The organism is Salmonella sp. GDC200615, from assembly GCF_050574145.1.
GTDB lineage: Bacteria > Pseudomonadota > Gammaproteobacteria > Enterobacterales > Enterobacteriaceae > Salmonella > Salmonella enterica.
In genome coordinates, this window is sequence record NZ_CP192247.1 from 2,492,771 (window position 1) to 2,511,016 (window position 18,246).

Here is an 18,246-nt window from a genome sequence, read left to right on the forward strand (position 1 = left end):
ATCTTATCCGGCCTACACAAGCTAAAAACCGCAATCAGTTCTCGGTATCCAGCTCGTCGAAGCTTTTCACCAAATCATCAATCGCTTTTATCTGGGTCAGGAACTGCTCCAGTTTCGCCAGCGGCAGCGCGGAAGGACCGTCGCACTTCGCGTTAGCCGGGTCCGGATGCGACTCCAGGAACAGGCCCGCCAGACCGACAGCCATACCGGCGCGCGCCAGCTCGGTCACCTGACCACGACGACCGCCCGAGGCAGCGCCAAATGGGTCGCGGCATTGCAGCGCATGGGTAACGTCGAAAATCACCGGCGAGTTGCCGGAGACCTTTTTCATCACGCTAAAGCCCAGCATATCCACCACCAGGTTGTCATAACCGAAGTTCGCGCCGCGGTCGCACAGAATCACCTTATCGTTACCGCCCTCATGGAACTTATCCACGATATTGCCCATCTGACCCGGGCTTACGAACTGCGGCTTTTTCACGTTAATCACAGCGCCGGTTTTCGCCATCGCTTCCACCAGGTCGGTCTGGCGCGCCAGAAACGCCGGGAGCTGAATCACGTCAACCACATCAGCCACAGGCTGCGCCTGGCTGGCTTCATGGACGTCAGTGATCACTTTTACGCCAAATGTCTGTTTGAGTTCCTGGAAGATTTTCATCCCTTCTTCCAGGCCCGGCCCACGGTAAGAGTGAATAGAGGAACGGTTGGCTTTATCAAAAGAGGCCTTGAACACGTAAGGAATACCCAGCTTCTGGGTAACGGTTACGTAGTGCTCACAAATGCGCATTGCCAGATCGCGTGACTCCAGCACGTTCATACCGCCAAACAGCACAAACGGCAGGTCATTTGCCACCTTAATGTCACCAATGTTAACCACTTTTTGTTTCATAGGATCGCCTTACACTTATAGGTAAAATGTCGGTTAATTAATGTAGAACAATTTGCTTGTGCGCAATGGTGTTGATCTGCGCACGAATCATTTCGCTGATCGGGTCTTCCGGACACTGTTCAACGAAGTAGCTTAAATCAGTCAGCGCAACGTGTTCACACTCAAGCTGCGCGTAGATCAACCCGCGGTCACGGATTTCGTAAGGATCTTCCGGGTTAAATTGCAACAATGCTTCGCTAACGCGTAGCGCCAGCTCCATTTGCCGTTCCTCCATCAGCGAGGATTTCAGCGTATCCAGTAGCTTACGAATCACTTCGGCGTTATCCGCCTCGTCCAAATCTTCGTTAAACAACTCGGCGACCGGACTAATATTGCCTTTTAACCAGACTTCGAGGGTATGTTCATCAAGCGTTTCACCGTTGAACGGGTTAATCAGCCACATTTCCCCTTCCAGCGATTCAATACGCAAAATCAACTGCGTTGGGAAGATAACGGGCACCAACGGCAAATCAAGACGGTTTGCTATCCATAATAAAATAGCGCCCAACGATACCGCGCTACCCTGGCGTTTTTTCAGGACTTTATCGAGCCATAAAGCATCAGAAAGACGGTAGACGCCGCGGGAGTCCGTGAACCCCCACTCGCCGTAAAAAAGTGCCAGCAATTTTTCCAGTTGCTCATCCTGAGACAGGAGCTGGCTAATTTCTTCCTGCGCCAGACTGACCAGACGTTCCAGTTCGTCGTAGACAAACTGCGTGGGAAAATCCAGGCGAATCATCTCTGATGCCAGGATCATGCCATCACACAGCGGCGCATTGTTAAATTCGAAATCAGCTAACGACCTCATGACTTACCCCAGTAACGGTATTTTTGTGGTGGCGAGTTTAATGATGATGTACAGCACCACCAGCGCCAGCGGGAAAGCGATAAAACGCGCCTGCTGGCTGCGCGCCTGACGATAATCAAGCGCAATAAAACCCAAAACGATGTAGATGATAACGCCAAACAGTTTTTCAGTCAGCCATGAGCCCGACTCCGTGAATGGCAGGATGTGCGTTTTAACGATTAACCCAATACCGCTAAGCAGTAACAGGGTATCTATGACGGGAGGCACGATTCGTGTCCAGCGCGCGGCGGCCAACGCATGGCCGCAATAGCGCCACCAGTAACGAGCGACAAACAAACTGACGGAGAGCGCAACACAGATAAGATGAAGCGTGAGCAACATTGCAATTGTCATGGCGTAAAACGTCCGCAGGTCACGCGTTCATTACCGCCATAATCACGACACGTTTCTACATCCGAGTAACCAGACCGCCTGAAAACCGCTCTTACCGCTTCGCCCTGCTGCCAACCGTGTTCCAGCAGCAGGAAGCCGCTGGGCGTTAACATCTGGCGGGCGTTATCGATAATATGCGTAAGATCCGCCATACCGTTTTCGTCCGCCACCAACGCCGAGCGCGGTTCAAAGCGTACATCGCCTTCGCTAAGGTGCGGGTCCTGCGCGTCAATGTAGGGCGGATTGCTGACAATCATGTCGAACTGCTGCCCCGATAGCGCGCTGAACCAACAACTTTGCAGTATACGCACACTCCGGATAGCCAAATGTTCCGCGTTGCGTATCGCCAGCGCAACCGCATCAGGCATACGATCGACCGCAGTCACCTCGCAATCCGGTCGCTCGCAGGCCAGCGCCAGCGCAATCGCGCCGGTTCCGGTGCCTAAATCCAGAATACGACAGGTTTTTACCGGCAATCGCGCCAACGCCTGTTCAACCAGACATTCGGTATCCGGGCGCGGGATTAGCGTGGCGGGAGAAACGAAGAGCGGCAGCGACCAGAATTCGCGTAAGCCCGTCAGGTACGCAATAGGTTCGCCCTGTTTACGCCGCTGCAGCAGGTCCGCGAGCTGTTGTTGCTGGACGTCGGTAAGCGGCGTTTCGCCAAAGGCCATGATATACGTCCGCCCCTTGCCCGTAACGTACTCTAGCAGGATCTCGGCGTCGCGCCGGGGGCTGTCGCTGTCCCGGAGCTGGTTTACCGCCTCATGCAGCCAGTGCTGAAAATCCATTATTCCTGCTCGGATAAGGCGGCTAACAGGTCAGCCTGGTGTTCCTGAACAATCGGCTCAATCAGCATATCCAGCTTACCCTCCATCGTTTCATCAAGGCGATATAACGTCAGATTAATACGATGATCGGTCACGCGCCCCTGCGGGAAATTATAGGTCCGGTTACGATCGCTGCGATCGCCGCTGCCAAGCAGGTTGCGGCGCGTTGACGCCTCGGCCTGCTGGCGTTTTGCCGTTTCGGCGGCGTGAATGCGCGCCCCTAGCACCGAGAGCGCTTTCGCTTTGTTTTTATGCTGCGAACGCTCGTCCTGGCATTCCACCACGATGCCGGTCGGCAAGTGGGTAATACGGATAGCGGAGTCGGTGGTGTTAACGTGCTGACCGCCCGCGCCGGAAGAACGAAACGTATCAATGCGCAGATCCGCCGGGTTAATATCCGGCAGCTCGGCTTCCGGCAGCTCCGGCATCACGGCGACGGTACAGGCGGAGGTATGGATACGCCCCTGCGACTCGGTCGCCGGAACACGCTGTACGCGGTGTCCGCCGGACTCAAACTTCAGTCGGCCATACACCCCGTCGCCGCTGATTTTGGCGATGATCTCTTTATAACCGCCATGCTCGCCTTCGCTCATGCTCATGATCTCCACGCGCCAGCGGCGCGCTTCGGCATAACGGCTGTACATGCGGAACAGATCGCCGGCAAACAGCGCGGCTTCGTCGCCGCCGGTACCGGCGCGAACCTCAAGGAACGCGTTTCGTTCATCGTCCGGATCTTTCGGCAGCAGCAGTACCTGTAACTGTTGCTCCAGTTGTTCGCTTTTTTCTTTCGCTTCGCGCAGTTCTTCCTGCGCCATTTCTCGCATTTCAGGATCGTCGAGCATCATCTGAGCCGTCTCGATATCGTCCTGAACCTGTTGCCAGTCCGTAAAACAGCGAGAAACGTCGCTTAATTGCGCATATTCGCGCGACAATGCGCGAAAGCGGTCCTGGTCGGCAATAATTCCCGCATCGCCCAGCAACGCCTGAACTTCCTCATGGCGTTCGTGCAGGGCTTCCAGTTTGGCAACGATAGAAGGCTTCATAGGCGTAAATTCACCCTGTAAAAAAGTGTGGTGTGTGCTGCTACTCCAGCCCGAGGCTGTCGCGCAGAATATTCAGGCGTTCGTCATCCCCGTCACGGGCAGCCTGTTGAAGTGATTTCGTTGGCGCATGAATCAGGCGGTTGGTCAGTTTCCATGCCAGATCCTGCAAGATAGCTTGCGCATCACCGCCCTGTTGAAGGGCCGACAGCGCTTTGGTAGTCAGTTCGTCACGAATCTGCTCCGACTGACTACGGTATTCCCGAATGGTCTCGCTGGCCCCTTGGGCGCGTAGCCAGGCCATAAACTCGCTGGCTTCCTGCTCAACAATCGTTTCCGCTTCCACCGCCGCAGCCTGACGCTGCGCCAGATTATGCGAAATGATGCTCTGTAAATCATCGACGCTATAAAGATAAGCGTTCGCCAGTTTGCCGACTTCCGGCTCAACGTCGCGCGGTACGGCGATATCCACCAGCAGCATCGGCTGGTTGCGACGGCTTTTTAATGCGCGCTCCACCATGCCTTTACCGATAATCGGCAGCGGGCTGGCGGTCGAACTGATGATAATATCGGCATCCTGCAAGCGGGCGTCGATATCGCTGAGCGAGATAACCTCAGCGCCTACCTCATCCGCCAGGGCTTGCGCGCGCTCGCGGGTTCGGTTGGCGATAATCATCTTTTGTACTTTATGCTCGCGCAGGTGACGCGCCACCAGTTCAATGGTTTCGCCCGCGCCAACTAACAGTACGGTGACCGTCGACAGCGATTCAAAGATTTGTCGGGCGAGCGTACAGGCGGCAAACGCGACGGAGACGGCGCTGGCGCCGATATCGGTTTCAGTCCGCACTCGCTTGGCGACGGAAAAAGACTTCTGAAACATTCGCTCCAGCGCGCTGGCGTTAAGGTGGCCTTTTTGCGAATCCGCAAACGCTTTTTTCACCTGACCGAGGATTTGCGGTTCGCCCAGCACCAGTGAATCCAGACCGCTGGCGACGCGCATCAGGTGGCTGACGGCGTCATTGTCCTGATGCCAGTACAGACTGTTGCGCAGATCGTCCTCGTTCAGGTTATGGTAATCGCATAACCAGCGGATCAGCGCTTCTTGCAGGTTATCCTGCTCTTCCACGCTCAGATACAGCTCTGTACGGTTACAGGTTGACAGCACGACCCCGCCCTGCACCATTGGCTGCGCAAGCAGGCTGTCCAGCGCCTGATCAAGCGTGTCCGGCGAAAACGTTACGCGTTCTCGCAGCGATACAGGTGCCGTTTTATGGTTAATACCGAGCGCTAAAAGGGTCATGTCTGCGGGAGTAGTACCAGCGTTGATATGGTTAGTCTGCTTGCATCATACAGGATGCGCGTGGTCAATAAAAGAGAGAGCCCCCTTTTGGAGTAATTGGCAGCGCTCGCTAATTTGATGATTTAAGACAACTTGAAAGTAGACGATGTCACCAGGCGGCGCTAGCATTAAAGGCTATAACTGTAACCGATAGCAAAAATTTGCCGAATCGCGGCGCGAACGTTTTTACAGCCTGCAGGTTCAGTTTTCAGGCCTGATAAGCGTAACGCCATCAGGCAATTATTGCACCGTATCACAAGGATTCGTCATCACTATGACCCTGCCCGACTTTCGCCTGATTCGTCTACTGCCGTTAGCAAGCCTGGTTCTCACCGCCTGTACGCTTCCTGGGCATAAAGGCCCGGGCAAGAGCCCGGATTCCCCTCAGTGGCGCCAGCATCAGCAAGAGGTGCGTCATCTGAATCAATACCAGACGCGCGGCGCCTTTGCTTACATCTCAGATGATCAGAAAGTCTATGCGCGCTTCTTCTGGCAACAGACCGGACAGGATCGCTACCGCCTGCTGCTTACCAACCCGCTGGGCAGCACCGAGCTGGAGCTTAACGCCCAGCCGGGCAACGTCCAGTTGGTGGATAACAAAGGCCAGCGTTATACCGCCGATGACGCCGAAGAGATGATCGGCAAACTCACCGGGATGCCGATTCCGTTAAACAGCCTGCGGCAGTGGATCCTCGGTCTGCCTGGCGATGCCACTGACTACAAACTGGACGACCAGTACCGCCTGAGCGAAGTGAACTATCGCCAGGATGGTAAAAACTGGAAAGTGGTTTACGGTGGCTATGACAGCAAAACGCAGCCTGCCATGCCTGCCAATATGGAGCTTTCCGACGGCAGTCAGCGCATTAAGCTGAAAATGGATAACTGGATTGTGAAATGATGACCCATTGGCCTTCTCCGGCAAAATTAAATCTGTTTTTATATATCACCGGACAGCGTGCAGACGGCTACCACACGCTGCAGACGCTGTTTCAGTTTCTGGATTATGGCGACACACTCCACATCGAACCGCGTCGCGATGGCGAAATCCATTTATTAACGCCGGTAACCGGCGTTGAAAATGAAGACAACCTGATCGTCCGCGCCGCGCGGCTGTTGATGAAAGTCGCCTCGGAGAGTGGACGCCTGCCCGCCGGAAGCGGCGCGGATATCAGCATTGAGAAGCGCCTTCCCATGGGCGGCGGTCTGGGCGGCGGCTCGTCTAACGCCGCGACCGTTCTGGTGGCGCTCAATCATCTTTGGCAATGCGGGCTTTCCATTGATGAACTGGCGACGCTCGGCCTGACGCTCGGCGCCGACGTCCCGGTCTTTGTTCGTGGCCACGCCGCGTTTGCCGAAGGCGTAGGCGAAATATTAACGCCGGTGAATCCGCCGGAAAAATGGTATCTGGTCGCGCACCCTGGCGTAAGCATTCCGACGCCGGTTATCTTTAAAGATCCTCAATTGCCGCGTAATACGCCAAAAAGGTCAATAGATACGTTACTAAAATGTGAATTCAGCAATGATTGCGAGGTTATCGCAAGAAAACGTTTTCGCGAGGTTGATGCGGCGCTTTCCTGGCTGTTAGAATACGCGCCGTCGCGCCTGACTGGGACAGGGGCCTGTGTCTTTGCTGAATTCGATACAGAGTCTTGTGCTCGCCAGGTGCTTGAGCAAGCCCCGGAATGGCTCAATGCTTTTGTGGCGAAGGGTGTCAACCTTTCCCCATTGCATCGAGAGTTACTCTAACGCATTCGGGTTTCAGGAAGATGGCGAAATGACGAGTCGCCGGTCATATATGCCGTATTTGACCGGTGTGAGGCATTGATACCAGCGCACATGAAACGTGAATGAAGACGAGTAAGCCGGGCAAGCTGAGCTTCGGTGACAACGTCACCTTGTTCCAGACGTTGCATCGCGCTCTTTAATACACCGCCTGGATAGGATTTTGCCTGGCCCGCACAGTTTTCGGCAGATTCTTTCCACCAATGGACGCATGCCTGAGGTTCTTCTCGTGCCTGATATGAAGCTTTTTGCTGGTAACGCCACCCCGGAACTAGCACAACGTATTGCCAACCGCCTGTACACTTCTCTCGGCGACGCCGCCGTAGGTCGCTTTAGCGACGGCGAAGTCAGCGTACAAATCAACGAAAATGTACGCGGTGGTGATATTTTCATCATCCAGTCCACTTGTGCCCCAACCAACGACAACCTGATGGAATTGGTCGTTATGGTTGATGCCCTGCGTCGTGCTTCCGCAGGTCGTATCACCGCCGTTATCCCCTACTTTGGCTATGCACGTCAGGACCGTCGCGTACGTTCCGCCCGTGTGCCGATTACCGCAAAAGTTGTCGCTGACTTCCTGTCCAGCGTCGGCGTTGACCGCGTTCTCACCGTAGATCTGCATGCTGAACAGATCCAGGGCTTCTTTGACGTTCCGGTTGATAACGTGTTCGGTAGCCCAATCCTGCTCGAAGATATGCTGCAACTGAATCTGGATAACCCGATCGTGGTTTCCCCGGATATTGGCGGCGTGGTTCGTGCCCGCGCTATCGCTAAGCTGCTGAACGATACCGATATGGCTATCATTGATAAACGTCGTCCGCGCGCGAACGTTTCTCAGGTGATGCACATCATCGGCGACGTCGCTGGCCGTGACTGCGTGCTGGTTGATGATATGATCGATACCGGCGGTACTCTGTGCAAAGCAGCAGAAGCATTGAAAGAACGTGGCGCTAAACGCGTGTTTGCCTACGCGACGCACCCGATCTTCTCAGGCAATGCGGCAAACAACCTGCGCAACTCCGTCATTGATGAAGTCGTTGTCTGCGACACCATTCCGCTGACCGACGAAATCAAAGCGCTGCCGAACGTGCGTACCTTGACCCTGTCAGGTATGCTGGCCGAAGCGATTCGCCGTATCAGCAACGAAGAATCGATTTCCGCCATGTTCGAGCATTGATCGAACCCGGATCTGAAACCCGCTGCGGCGGGTTTTTTTGTCTGTAACACCCTTTTGTATGACTTATGCCTCCTTCACCTGCCATTTAGTTGACAGATGATGCGCTCATGGATGAAACATTATTGTGAACAAATTATTTTCCTCACATGTGATGCCTTTCCGCGCTCTCATCGATGCTTGCTGGAAAGAAAAATATACCGCCTCCCGGTTCACCCGCGATGTGATAGCCGGGATCACCGTCGGGATTATTGCTATCCCGCTGGCGATGGCGCTGGCAATTGGCAGTGGCGTTGCGCCGCAGTATGGCCTCTATACCTCCGCTGTCGCCGGGATCGTGATCGCGCTAACCGGCGGCTCGCGCTTTAGCGTTTCCGGCCCTACCGCCGCGTTTGTGGTGATTTTGTATCCGGTATCGCAACAGTTTGGTCTGGCGGGCCTACTGGTCGCCACGCTGATGTCGGGCTTCTTCCTGATCCTTTTCGGCCTGGCGAGACTGGGGCGATTGATTGAATATATCCCGGTGTCGGTCACGTTGGGTTTTACCTCAGGGATTGGTATTACCATCGGTACCATGCAGATTAAAGATTTTCTTGGTCTGCAGATGGCCCATGTGCCAGAGCACTATTTGCAGAAAGTCGGCGCGCTGTTTATGGCGTTGCCCACCGTCAATATTGGCGATGCCGCCATTGGCGTGGTAACGCTGGGAACGTTGATTTTCTGGCCGCGTCTCGGTATTCGTCTGCCAGGACATCTTCCCGCGCTGCTGGCCGGTTGCGCCGTAATGGGGATTGTTAATCTGCTGGGCGGCAATGTGGCGACTATCGGCTCACAGTTCCATTACGTTCTGGCTGACGGCACTCAGGGCAACGGCATCCCGCAGCTCCTGCCGCAACTGATGCTGCCGTGGAGTCTTCCTGGCTCCGATTTCACGCTAAGCTGGGATTCACTGCGCGCGCTGCTGCCAGCGGCCTTCTCGATGGCAATGCTGGGGGCAATCGAATCATTGCTCTGCGCCGTCGTGCTGGACGGCATGACCGGCACCAAACATAAAGCTAACAGCGAACTTATCGGCCAGGGGCTGGGGAATATGGTCGCGCCGTTCTTTGGCGGCATCACCGCCACCGCCGCGATTGCCCGCTCTGCCGCCAACGTCCGCGCTGGCGCGACCTCTCCCATCTCGGCGGTAATTCACGCTATCCTGGTCATTCTGGCGCTACTGGTCTTGGCCCCGCTACTCTCCTGGCTGCCGCTTTCCGCGATGGCGGCGCTACTGCTGATGGTGGCATGGAATATGAGTGAAGCCCATAAAGTGGTGGATCTGTTACGCCATGCGCCGAAAGACGACATTATCGTTATGCTGCTGTGCATGTCATTAACGGTTCTGTTTGATATGGTCATCGCCATCAGCGTGGGGATTGTCCTTGCTTCCCTGCTGTTTATGCGCCGTATTGCGCGAATGACTCGACTTGCGCCGGTCAATGTTGATGTACCTGAAGATGTGCTGGTGCTGCGTGTTATCGGTCCGCTCTTTTTCGCCGCGGCGGAAGGGCTGTTTACCGACCTTGAGTCACGTATTAAGGGCAAACGTATCGTCGTTCTGAAATGGGACGCAGTACCAGTGCTGGATGCAGGCGGGCTTGATGCTTTTCAGCGTTTTGTGAAGCGTCTGCCGGAGGGTCGCGAATTGCGTATCAGTAATCTGGAGTTCCAACCGCTGCGCACAATGGCGCGTGCCGGTATCAAACCTATTCCTGGGCGTCTGACCTTCTTCCCAAACAGGACGGAGGCGTTAGCGGATTTACTAAGTTAATGGACAATGCCCGGTGGCGATAACGCTTACCGGGCCTGAACCGGTTAGCTATGACGACGATTGTCGTTACGGCGGCAACGTTTGTCATAGTGACGTACCCACCAATATTTGTCGCTCACCTGCTCATGCCCCCCTACACGAGCCCCTGCCAGCCAAAGAACCGCCCCGACAAAAATACTCAGTATTGCGCCATGCGCAAAAAATTGCGGCAAATTAAACTGCGGCAGTTGGTTTAAAATAGAGTAACCCACGCCGACAACCATCACGACCAGCCCCAACCCCATCAGCACGTTACCGAATAACGAAGCGTTTTTGCGTTTCATATGTCACCTCCGGAACTTTTGGGTTGTTTTTAGGAAATCCCCCTAAACTTTATGTGTAAAGTATAGACAACACTTTCGTTTGTAAGTGCGGGTGCGATCACAAATGTAAAGTTTCATTTAACAAAACTTTACAAATAACACTCTGAACAGTTTACATTTTTAATAATCAATGCTGGCAATTATTTAATTTACTTCAGAGTGCCGCTGTGTTTTGTCAAGCGGGCAGACAGACAGTAAACTACGCGCCAGTTATGGATCTACTCAGGACAAAAAACGTGGCAATTAAATTGATTGTTGGTCTGGCGAATCCCGGCGCGGAATATGCTGCGACGCGACACAATGCAGGCGCATGGTACGTCGATTTACTGGCGGAGCGCCTGCGCGCGCCGTTGCGTGAAGAGCCTAAATTCTTTGGCTATACCTCACGCATCACGCTGGAAGGGGAAGATGTTCGCCTGCTGGTACCCACCACGTTCATGAACCTCAGTGGTAAAGCAGTTGGCGCAATGGCCAGTTTTTACCGTATTCAGCCGGACGAAATTCTGGTCGCTCACGACGAGCTGGATCTCCCGCCGGGCGTCGCGAAATTTAAACTTGGCGGCGGCCACGGCGGCCACAATGGTCTGAAAGACATCATCAGCAAGCTGGGCAATAATCCCAACTTTCACCGCTTACGCGTTGGAATTGGTCATCCAGGCGATAAAAATAAAGTTGTTGGTTTCGTGCTGGGTAAACCCCCTGTTTCTGAACAAAAATTAATTGATGAGGCCATTGACGAAGCGGCACGCTGTACGGAATTGTGGTTCAAAGAGGGTCTGGCCAAAGCAACAAGCCGTTTGCATACCTTTAAGGCGCAATAACCAGTGATGTGCGGCATTTTTGCCGCACGCCGTGTATAATAGGCGAAGTTATTTCCATTTCTGCAATCTGTTTTCTATAACAGGTTGATTATTAAGATATTAAGGTGAGTTAAATCATGGGATTCAAATGCGGTATCGTCGGTCTGCCCAACGTCGGGAAATCCACCCTGTTCAACGCGCTGACAAAAGCCGGTATTGAAGCGGCAAACTTTCCGTTCTGCACTATCGAACCGAATACCGGTGTCGTGCCGATGCCCGATCCGCGTCTGGACCAGTTGGCTGAGATTGTTAAACCGCAACGCATTCTACCAACCACGATGGAGTTCGTGGATATCGCCGGTCTGGTAAAAGGCGCGTCCAAAGGCGAAGGGTTGGGTAACCAGTTCCTGACCAATATCCGTGAAACTGAAGCTATCGGTCACGTGGTTCGCTGCTTTGAGAACGACAATATCATCCATGTGGCGGGTAAAGTAAACCCGGCAGAAGATATTGATGTTATCAATACCGAACTGGCGCTGGCTGACCTCGATACCTGCGAGCGCGCTATCCATCGCGTACAGAAGAAAGCCAAAGGCGGCGATAAAGACGCCAAAGCGGAACTGGCCGCGCTGGAAAAATGCCTGCCGCACCTGGCCGAAGCGGGGATGCTGCGTTCGCTGGACCTGACGGACGAAGATAAAGCGGCTATCCGTTATTTAAGCTTCCTGACGCTGAAGCCGACAATGTATATCGCTAACGTCAATGAAGACGGTTTTGAAAATAACCCGTATCTGGACCAGGTTCGCGAAATCGCCGCGAAAGAAGGTTCGGTCGTGGTTCCGGTGTGTGCCGCCGTCGAAGCTGATATTGCTGAGCTGGATGATGACGAGCGCGACGAATTTATGGCTGAACTGGGTCTGGAAGAGCCGGGGCTGAACCGCGTTATTCGCGCAGGTTATCGCCTGCTGAACCTCCAGACCTACTTTACCGCCGGAGTGAAAGAAGTTCGCGCATGGACCATTCCGGTTGGCGCAACCGCGCCGCAGGCAGCAGGTAAAATCCATACCGACTTCGAAAAAGGCTTTATCCGCGCCCAAACTATCGCCTTTGACGACTTTATTACCTATAAAGGTGAACAAGGCGCGAAAGAAGCCGGTAAGATGCGAGCGGAAGGCAAAGATTACATCGTTAAAGATGGCGATATAATGAACTTCCTGTTCAACGTCTAAATAACATTTGTTGTCTTATGAGGTTTCATTGAACCTCATGACAGCGGTAAAACTCTATAAAATCCACGCAATGGCGTGGATTTTTCATTTCATAATGTCTCAACTCATCTCGTAACAATGCTGTCAAAAATGAGTACAACATTCTTCCATCTTCATTTTAAGTAAGTACAAGAACGGTATAATAAATAAACAAGGCCCCGTTATGCTCACCGATACGCAATGCCGCACTGCCAGGGCCATAGTGTGAATGTTGTTTCGTCTAAGGTTTTGACTCTATACCAGCGAAAAGCTTTTTAGAAAGGTATAGATACCGTATAGCCTGTTTGGGTTAACTCATATCACAGTATCGTACATAGCCTCAGATCTTGTTCAGGTGTTCCCCCCTACACTCACCACCGGGGCTCTTAGGGCAACGGCATGAACTACAAAATTATAATCATTTTGCAATTCTGAAACTAATTATAATTTGCGATTGCACTGCCATTAATTTAATACGCATAATGAATGAATAAAAAATCATTAAAATCGTAGACTGTAATACTCCAGAATCGCGTGAAGGAATTCATATTAAAATATTGAGATGTTTTTTTAACAAAGAATCAACCCTGTTTGCTCTGTGACTATAGAGAAATACCGAAAGTTTTATTTTAGATCAAATCCAACCGGCTGGACGCACCATCATCAATTTTAGATTGACATTCATTAATAATAGTAGAATAGTGACCATAGAAATTTCGGTAAATATACAGGATGATGCCGTGGATAGTTTTATTTATAATTTAATCATTTTCTTATTTATTGCCTTTTTGATAACGTTTTTTATATTCATACAAAGGATAAAAGCTAAAGCAATAGATAAAATTGACAATAGTTTGACGCTTTACAGCATTATCTTTAACAAGGGCGTTCAGGACCATGTCACATCTCCTCAGAATATCATATCACATTTAAAAATCGATCGTTTTTACCCGTTGGTCACTTACCTCCCTGCAATCCCACTCTTTTTTCTTGTTTTATATTGCCAGGAAGGCTTGTCATTAGCAATATTAACAATTTCCATCATAGCATTACTTTCATTTGCTGCATTGAGTCTTACAATGTCACTTGATATATATGAAAATGCTATTGTTCATAATACTTTGCTAAGGAAAAGAGTCTTTTTATTTAGCCAACTTGACTCTATTGATGAAAAAATAGACTATGACGGTGTTTCAAACACAAAAGAAGAAGCACTAATGTATCCAAGATATTATGCCATAGTAAAAAATGGGCGAGTCATCTTTTGCATACCGAAAACACTTAGCAATTACTCCAGTTTCAAAAAAAATTTCAATGAATCGTCTATTTTTATAAAAGAAATAATAGACAACGAATATTAACCAGATAATTAACCCAGTATTTATCAGGAAGGTATAAAATGTTTCAGAATTCAGGCGAAGTGATTATGTACTTCGGTTGTTTTTTATTTTCCTTACCATTTATTCTTGTTTTAATTAGAAAAGTGTTTTTTGTTGGGCTACAATATAATTTTCTTCATAGCCACAAAGCAGGTGTCGCTTTTGGATTGCTACTTATATATGGACTTATCATCGCATACATAGGGCAGTCGTATAAAGACAGGATCTGCAATGATGTGATGCTTTCTTATTATGAACAAGGTATAAATTATTCTGAGCTAACGCCATCGCAGAGGATAAATATATTATATGCGAGTATTCATATGCCTATAGATTTCAAAAAAGGTAACGACGTCTCTAAGTACTTACCTGCGTTAGAAAAATACACATACCAATCAAAAATATATAAACATAAATCAATAGAAAAGGCCAAAGAAGAGACAAATCAATTTATGAAAACATTCACGCAATAATTATACATACTGCATACCAAGCCACAAGTGCGGTAAACACATCGACCTTTGGTGTACATTAACACTAAGAGCCTATCCCACCAGGCGTTATTGGCGCAGCCTGTTTGGACACGGACAGCGCGCAAAAACCGGAGCGTACACGTTGTACGTGAGGTTTGACTCGCTACGCTCGCCCTTCGGGCCGCCGCTAGCGGCGTTCAAAACGCTAACGCGTTTTGGCGAGCACTGCCCAGGACCAAAATGGCAAGTAAAATAGCCCTAATGGGATAGGCTCTAAGCGTCAATCCCTCTTACACAGTTATAGCAGCGCACTAGGTACAATGCATTGATGCTTAAAGACTGGTGTAGAAATTCATAATTGGAAACATCGAAGATTCAGAGTTTTCGTCAGAGATCGGGCCAGGCGGTGAGCGAGGAGAATTTATATGGTCGGTGGACTACATTATCGTCAGAGCACACCACGAAGAACGTAAAACTGACAACAGGCCAGGTTTATTCACTTTACGCCCGTCAAGATCCGGGGGATGCGTGACTGCATCGTGATCACGCAACATACCCGCAAACTCTTAAGCCTGGCTCTGATATTAGGCCAGGGTCACTCGCTAAAAACCTCATCCCGGAACAAGCTCAACCGTCCTTCCCCGCCGCGGCCCTTTCGCCGAAAAACCGATAATGGGTATAAATATACCGCTATAAGCTATACCCACACACTTCACATTGTTTCTTATCGTTAATCCGATACGCTTTTTTTACATTATTTCTGGCGATATACGCCGGTGCAAAGTGAATCGGGCTCGTTTCCGCGCTCGCGCGTAACCCAATGATTTACCTTGCTGGCGGAACGTCAACGGACCCGCAAAAGCGCCTTATGCCCCTGACGGAGCGTGGTGCAAAAAGGAGAAAAAATACGCGTTATGAATAACGAGGAGACCTTTTATCAAGCCATGCGTCGTAAGGGAGTGACCCGACGCAGCTTTCTCAAATTCTGTAGCCTTGCTGCCACATCGCTGGGGCTGGGCGCCGGAATGACGCCAAAGATCGCCTGGGCGCTGGAGAATAAACCGCGGATTCCGGTGGTCTGGATTCATGGACTGGAATGCACCTGCTGTACCGAATCCTTTATCCGTTCCTCGCACCCGCTAGCCAAAGATGTGATCCTCTCGCTGATTTCCCTCGATTATGACGACACCCTGATGGCAGCCGCCGGCGCACAGGCCGAAGAAGTCTTTGACGATATTACCACTCGCTACGCCGGGAAATACATTCTGGCGGTGGAAGGCAATCCGCCGTTAGGAGAGCAAGGAATGTTCTGTATCAGCGGCGGCCGCCCGTTTATTGAAAAACTGAAGAAAGCCGCCGCGGGCGCCAGCGCTATTATCGCCTGGGGAAACTGCGCCTCCTGGGGTTGCGTCCAGGCCGCCCGCCCCAATCCGACCCAGGCAACGCCTATCGATAAAGTGATCACCGACAAGCCGATCGTGAAAGTCCCTGGATGTCCGCCAATCCCGGATGTCATGAGCGCCATTATCACCTATATGGTGACGTTTGATCGTCTGCCGGAACTCGATCGCATGGGCCGTCCACTGATGTTCTACGGTCAGCGTATCCACGATAAATGCTACCGCCGCGCCCATTTTGACGCCGGTGAATTTGTCGAGAGCTGGGATGACGCCGCCGCCCGCAAGGGATACTGTCTGTACAAGATGGGCTGTAAAGGGCCAACCACCTATAACGCCTGCTCCTCCACACGCTGGAATGACGGCGTCTCCTTTCCTATCCAGTCCGGTCACGGATGTCTGGGATGTTCAGAAAATAGTTTCTGGGATCGCGGCTCGTTTTATAGCCGCGTGGTGGATATTCCCCAGATGGGTACCCATTCAACCGCCGATACGGTGGGGCTGACCGCGCTGGGCGTGGTCGCGGCGGGCGTTGGCGGTCACGCTGTCGCCAGCGCGCTCAACCAACGTAAACGCCACAAACAACAGTTAGCGCAAGCCGAACAACAGCCGGACAATGAGGATAAACAAGCATGAGTAACCAGTATCAAACCCAGGGTTATACCGTTAACGACGCCGGCCGTCGTCTGATCGTGGACCCGATTACCCGCATCGAAGGGCATATGCGCTGCGAAGTGAACATTGATGAGCAAAACGTCATTACCAATGCCGTTTCCTGCGGCACAATGTTCCGCGGGCTGGAGATCATTCTGCAAGGCCGTGACCCGCGTGACGCCTGGGCGTTTGTTGAACGTATTTGTGGTGTATGTACCGGGGTACATGCTCTGGCATCGGTGTACGCTATCGAAGATGCGATTGGTATCCAGGTGCCGGATAACGCCAATATTATACGTAACATCATGCTGGCTACGTTGTGGTGTCACGATCATCTGGTCCATTTTTATCAGTTAGCCGGTATGGACTGGATTGATGTTCTGAATGCGCTGAAAGCCGATCCGCGCGCCACCTCGCAGTTGGCGCAAAGCCTTTCCGCCTGGCCGATGTCATCGCCGGGCTACTTCTTTGACGTACAAAATCGATTAAAGAAATTTGTCGATGGCGGCCAGCTTGGGATATTCCGTAACGGCTATTGGGGACATCCACAGTACAAACTGTCGCCAGAGGCTAATCTGATGGGCTTTGCCCACTATCTTGAAGCCCTCGACTTCCAGCGCGAGATCGTCAAAATCCATACCATATTTGGCGGTAAGAACCCCCATCCTAACTGGATCGTCGGCGGAATGCCGTGCGCGATCAATCTCGATCAAAGCGGCGCGGTCGGGGCTATCAATATGGAGCGCCTCAACCTGGTGCAGTCGATCATCACCCGCACCGCCGACTTCATTAACAACGTGATGGTTCCGGACGCGCTGGCTATCGGCCAGTTCAATAAAGCATGGAGTCAAATTGGCACCGGTCTGTCGGATAAATGCGTGCTGAGCTACGGCGCATTTCCGGACATTGCCAACGACTTCAGCCAGCAAAGCCTGTTAATGCCGGGCGGCGCGGTGGTCAATGGCGATTTTAAAAATGTCATGCCGGTAGATTTGGCCGATCCGCAGCAGATACAGGAGTTTGTGGATCACGCCTGGTACCGCTATCCGGACGATCGGCTGGGGCGTCATCCTTTTGACGGCATTACCGATCCCTGGTACAACCCGGGTGATGTCAAAGGCAGCGATACGCATATCCAGCAGCTCAACGAGCAGGAACGTTACTCCTGGATTAAAGCGCCGCGCTGGCGGGGTCATGCCATGGAAGTCGGCCCGCTTGCCCGAACGCTTATCGCGTACCACAAAGGGGATGCCGCCACCATAGAGTCGGTAGATCGCATGATGTCTGCCCTTAAACTGCCGCTCTCCGGTATCCAGTCTACGCTTGGCCGTATTTTATGCCGCGCGCACGAAGCGCAATGGGCCGTCGGTAAGCTGCAGTATTTTTTCGACAGGCTTATGACCAACCTGAAAAACGGCGACCTGGCCACCGCCAATACCGAGAAATGGGAACCGGCCAGTTGGCCGCAGCACTGCCGCGGCATCGGTTTTACCGAAGCGCCTCGTGGAGCGTTGGGACACTGGGCGTCAATACGCGATCAGAAGATTGAACTCTATCAGTGCGTGGTCCCCACCACCTGGAACGCCAGCCCGCGCGATCCTAAAAAACAGATCGGCGCCTATGAAGCGGCATTGATGGGAACGCAAATGGCGATTCCCGACCAACCGTTAGAAATCCTGAGGACGCTGCACAGCTTCGCCCCCTGCCTCGCCTGTTCAACCCACGTGCTCGGCGACGACGGCAGCGAACTGATTGCCGTCCAGGTACGCTAAGCGTTAAGGAAAAGAA

At 52.1% G+C, this 18,246-nt stretch carries 17 protein-coding genes and 1 pseudogene; 11 read left to right on the plus strand and 7 right to left on the minus strand.

Annotated elements, in window-relative coordinates:
* Positions 1-34: 34 nt before the first annotated feature.
* Genes kdsA through hemA form a run of 6 tightly spaced genes read right to left on the minus strand, consistent with a single transcriptional unit; the run spans position 35 to position 5,338 of the window.
* Positions 35-889: a 3-deoxy-8-phosphooctulonate synthase gene (gene kdsA, locus ACQ29O_RS11950; protein ID WP_000811046.1), complete on the minus strand. Its 855-nt coding sequence runs from the start codon at positions 887-889 to the stop codon at positions 35-37.
* Positions 890-926: 37 nt separating this feature from the next.
* A complete protein-coding gene (gene sirB1 / locus ACQ29O_RS11955; RefSeq protein WP_001257065.1) occupies positions 927-1,736 on the minus strand; it encodes an invasion regulator SirB1 in 810 nt (269 codons plus the stop codon).
* 3 nt (positions 1,737-1,739) lie between these two features.
* Positions 1,740-2,129 (minus strand): invasion regulator SirB2, encoded by a 390-nt coding sequence (sirB2, locus tag ACQ29O_RS11960; RefSeq protein WP_000150667.1) that lies wholly within the window; start codon positions 2,127-2,129, stop codon positions 1,740-1,742.
* A complete protein-coding gene (gene prmC, locus ACQ29O_RS11965; protein ID WP_000347317.1) occupies positions 2,126-2,959 on the minus strand; it encodes a peptide chain release factor N(5)-glutamine methyltransferase in 834 nt (277 codons plus the stop codon). Before prmC ends, sirB2 begins: the two co-directional genes overlap by 4 nt.
* Positions 2,959-4,041 carry a peptide chain release factor 1 gene (prfA, locus tag ACQ29O_RS11970; protein ID WP_000804703.1) on the minus strand — a complete coding sequence of 361 codons (1,083 nt, stop codon included), beginning with the start codon at positions 4,039-4,041 and terminating at the stop codon, positions 2,959-2,961. Before prfA ends, prmC begins: the two co-directional genes overlap by 1 nt.
* Before the next feature lie 40 nt (positions 4,042-4,081).
* Complete coding sequence (gene hemA / locus ACQ29O_RS11975) at positions 4,082-5,338, minus strand: glutamyl-tRNA reductase (RefSeq protein WP_000173208.1); 1,257 nt, start codon at positions 5,336-5,338, stop codon at positions 4,082-4,084.
* A 313-nt stretch (positions 5,339-5,651) separates the two neighbouring features.
* Between hemA and lolB the strand changes: the two genes are divergently transcribed.
* From lolB to dauA, 4 genes are all read left to right on the plus strand, one after another.
* A complete protein-coding gene (gene lolB / locus ACQ29O_RS11980) occupies positions 5,652-6,275 on the plus strand; it encodes a lipoprotein insertase outer membrane protein LolB (RefSeq protein ID WP_000174484.1) in 624 nt (207 codons plus the stop codon).
* A complete protein-coding gene (ispE, locus tag ACQ29O_RS11985; protein ID WP_000988260.1) occupies positions 6,272-7,123 on the plus strand; it encodes a 4-(cytidine 5'-diphospho)-2-C-methyl-D-erythritol kinase in 852 nt (283 codons plus the stop codon). Before lolB ends, ispE begins: the two co-directional genes overlap by 4 nt.
* A 265-nt stretch (positions 7,124-7,388) precedes the next feature.
* Positions 7,389-8,336, plus strand: a complete 948-nt coding sequence (gene prs / locus ACQ29O_RS11990) for a ribose-phosphate diphosphokinase (RefSeq protein ID WP_001518537.1) — start codon at positions 7,389-7,391, stop codon at positions 8,334-8,336.
* Positions 8,337-8,460: 124 nt separating this feature from the next.
* Complete coding sequence (dauA, locus tag ACQ29O_RS11995; RefSeq protein WP_001037184.1) at positions 8,461-10,146, plus strand: C4-dicarboxylic acid transporter DauA; 1,686 nt, start codon at positions 8,461-8,463, stop codon at positions 10,144-10,146.
* 44 nt (positions 10,147-10,190) lie between these two features.
* Here dauA and ychH read toward each other — a convergent pair whose 3' ends face one another.
* A complete protein-coding gene (gene ychH, locus ACQ29O_RS12000; protein ID WP_000823878.1) occupies positions 10,191-10,469 on the minus strand; it encodes a stress-induced protein YchH in 279 nt (92 codons plus the stop codon).
* Positions 10,470-10,744: 275 nt separating this feature from the next.
* Between ychH and pth the strand changes: the two genes are divergently transcribed.
* The 7 genes and pseudogenes from pth (at position 10,745) to hyaB (ending at position 18,230) form a co-directional block, all read left to right on the plus strand.
* Positions 10,745-11,329 carry an aminoacyl-tRNA hydrolase gene (gene pth / locus ACQ29O_RS12005; RefSeq protein WP_000985595.1) on the plus strand — a complete coding sequence of 195 codons (585 nt, stop codon included), beginning with the start codon at positions 10,745-10,747 and terminating at the stop codon, positions 11,327-11,329.
* A gap of 116 nt (positions 11,330-11,445) precedes the next feature.
* Positions 11,446-12,537 (plus strand): redox-regulated ATPase YchF, encoded by a 1,092-nt coding sequence (gene ychF, locus ACQ29O_RS12010; protein ID WP_000505850.1) that lies wholly within the window; start codon positions 11,446-11,448, stop codon positions 12,535-12,537.
* A 758-nt stretch (positions 12,538-13,295) separates the two neighbouring features.
* Positions 13,296-13,916 carry a hypothetical protein gene (locus tag ACQ29O_RS12015; protein WP_000376823.1) on the plus strand — a complete coding sequence of 207 codons (621 nt, stop codon included), beginning with the start codon at positions 13,296-13,298 and terminating at the stop codon, positions 13,914-13,916.
* Positions 13,917-13,954: 38 nt separating this feature from the next.
* Positions 13,955-14,407: a hypothetical protein gene (locus tag ACQ29O_RS12020; protein WP_000487333.1), complete on the plus strand. Its 453-nt coding sequence runs from the start codon at positions 13,955-13,957 to the stop codon at positions 14,405-14,407.
* Positions 14,408-14,901: 494 nt separating this feature from the next.
* A pseudogene (locus tag ACQ29O_RS12025) lies at positions 14,902-14,973 on the plus strand (hypothetical protein); the annotation flags it as partial.
* 348 nt (positions 14,974-15,321) lie between these two features.
* Complete coding sequence (gene hyaA, locus ACQ29O_RS12030; RefSeq protein WP_001058309.1) at positions 15,322-16,440, plus strand: hydrogenase 1 small subunit; 1,119 nt, start codon at positions 15,322-15,324, stop codon at positions 16,438-16,440.
* Positions 16,437-18,230 (plus strand): Ni/Fe-hydrogenase large subunit, encoded by a 1,794-nt coding sequence (gene hyaB / locus ACQ29O_RS12035; protein WP_000070981.1) that lies wholly within the window; start codon positions 16,437-16,439, stop codon positions 18,228-18,230. Before hyaA ends, hyaB begins: the two co-directional genes overlap by 4 nt.
* Positions 18,231-18,246 lie beyond the last annotated feature (16 nt).